This window comes from Corynebacterium sp., from assembly GCF_030535495.1.
In the GTDB taxonomy this organism is placed as follows: domain Bacteria; phylum Actinomycetota; class Actinomycetes; order Mycobacteriales; family Mycobacteriaceae; genus Corynebacterium.
In genome coordinates this window covers 1-2249 of sequence record NZ_JAUNRW010000175.1, presented here as the reverse complement: position 1 = coordinate 2249, position 2249 = coordinate 1, and the positions used below count along the sequence as shown (strand labels likewise).

Sequence of the window (2249 nt, the reverse complement as noted above, 5' to 3'; positions counted from 1 at the left end):
ACGTGAAGACGCACAAGATCCTCGAGATCGCCCGCCGCCAGATCGCCGCCGGGGCACTTGGACTGACAGTCGCCACCATCGGTGAGGCCGAGGTGTTCGCGGCCGAAAGCGACGACATCTTCATTGCCTACCCCGTGTGGGCCGATGAGCGCCTGCAGGCGCTGGCGCAGCGGGTGCGGCTGAGCGTGGGCTGCGATTCCCGGGAAGCGGCCGCCCGGCTGGTGGGTGCGGGAGTTGGCGTCCTCATCGAACTCGACTCCGGCCACCACCGCTCCGGGGTACCCGTCACCGCCCTGGAGGAACTCGCGCGCGGGATCCTCGACCTGGGGCTTGACCTGCGGGGAGTGTTCACCTTTCCCGGCCACTCGTATGCGCCGGGCGCACCGGAGCAGGCCGCGCGCGACGAGGATGAGGCGCTGGCTGCGGCGGAAAAGATTCTCCGCGGCCTGGGCGTGGAGAATCCGGTGCTCTCCGGGGGATCGACCCCCTCGGCCCGCTTCTCCCGGGTGGCCACCGAGCGCCGCCCCGGCGTCTACGTGTTCAACGACGCCCAGCAGCTGGAGTTGGGCACCTGCGACTGGTCGGAGATCGCACTCACGGTGGCCGCGCGGGTGGTCTCGCGCCGGGAGGATCTCCACCAGGTGATCGTCGACGCCGGCTCCAAGATCCTCGGCTCGGATCGCCCCGCCTGGGCCACCGGCTACGGGCGCATCCAGGGCTCACCGGAGGCCCGGATCAGCGCCCTGTCCGAACACCACGGCACGGTGGCGTGGCCGGCGGGGGAGCGGTTGCCGGAGATCGGCGACGAGCTCGCCGTGGTGCCCAATCACGTCTGCCTGGTGCTCAACCTCGTCGATGAGGTCGAGGTGGTCGCCGACGGGCAGGTGGTCGATCGGTGGCCGGTGGCGGCGCGGGGGAGGAACTAGTTGTTGCGCAGGTAATCGCCCAGGTAGGGCAGGCCGAAGTCCACGAGGCCGTGCCCGTTCGGGGTGATGAGACCGCGTTCGAGGAGGCGGCGTCGGTACGTGGACTGCTGATTCGGCGGAACACCCAGGGCCTGGGCGATGGCCCCGGTGGGGGCGGGGGTACCGAGCGAGACCATGGCGTCGAGGTACTCCCGCTCCCTGTCCGGCAGGCCACGGAGCGCAGGTTGGTGCACCTGCAGGCCGATACGCTCCCGGACCTGGGGGAGGGCGCGCTGCACGGATGCGTCGGTGATGGAGTCGTCTTTCGCGAACACCCAGGAAATCGATCCGACGACCTGAATGAGGTAGGCGTATCCGCGGCAGGCTGCCACGGCGCGGTCAAGAGCCGGATCGCTGAAGTGGCGTCCACCGGTCTGTGCCGTGGCCTGGAGGGTGGCCGCGACCTCATGATCGGGCAGCGGGCCCAGCTGGACGGGCATGGCGCGGCGGAGGAAGGTGGTGCCGGGGAGATCGAGGAGTTTCGCGATCTCGAAGGGAAGACCCGCCACGGAGAGCGCGACCGGAAGCTCGTCCCGCACCACATCCTGAATGGCGTCGCTGAGCAGGTGCAGGTCCTCCGGCGCGGCGGATTGCAGTTCGTCCAGCGTGAGCAGCAATCCGGAATCCTGTTCGGCCAGGAGGGTGCAGGCATCGCGAAGGCGGGTGCGGAGCGACTCCCGGGGTCGGTCGGAGGAGATTTCCGTGGTCAACGAACCGACGCCGGCAAGGGAGCCGCCCGTGATGGTGCGATGTGTCGACGATCGGCCGAGTTTCTGGAGCAGGCGGGGGAGACTGACATCCTTGAGCTCGCTGATGAGATCACGGGAAGCGGCGACGCGGATGACATGCCATCCGGCGTTCGCGGCCTCCTTCTCCAAGAGATTGAGCAGCACCGTCTTCCCCGCTCCGCGGGCCCCGCTGACGAGGGTGAAGCGGTATGGGGAGCCGGGCCCTTCGCGCAGGGCCATGCCCACGCTGGCCACGAGGCCGTCACGACCGGCCACGACGGCGGGAGTGGTGCCGAAACTGGGGCGGAAAGGATTCACGGAACCTCCTGTACGATTTGTACGATTCTAACCCACCTGTACGATTTGTACGATTTCAACTCCGCTGTACGATTTGTACGATTTCGCTCGGTCCCAGGAGTTACGCCCGATTTGATCATTTCCGCCCTGATCGATCAGGGCGAAAATGATCAGACCGGGCGGAAGAGCCATGACATAACCCACACCCCTTGCGCTTGACCCTGCGTCAACCGGCACACTGGACCCCGTGACCGAGTAC

Annotated in this window: 2 protein-coding genes; one reads left to right on the top strand and one right to left on the bottom strand. The window is 67.7% G+C overall.

Features of this window, described 5'->3' with window-relative positions:
- The coding region (locus tag Q4F73_RS12290) for an alanine racemase (RefSeq protein ID WP_303359626.1) at window positions 1-926 on the top strand (926 nt) is incomplete at its 5' end.
- On the opposite strand, the gene Q4F73_RS12285 is transcribed toward Q4F73_RS12290, so the two are convergent.
- Window positions 923-2011 (bottom strand): ATP-binding protein, encoded by a 1089-nt coding sequence (locus tag Q4F73_RS12285; RefSeq protein ID WP_303359625.1) that lies wholly within the window; start codon window positions 2009-2011, stop codon window positions 923-925. The genes Q4F73_RS12290 and Q4F73_RS12285 overlap by 4 nt on opposite strands.
- Between the last annotated feature and the right edge of the window lie 238 nt (window positions 2012-2249).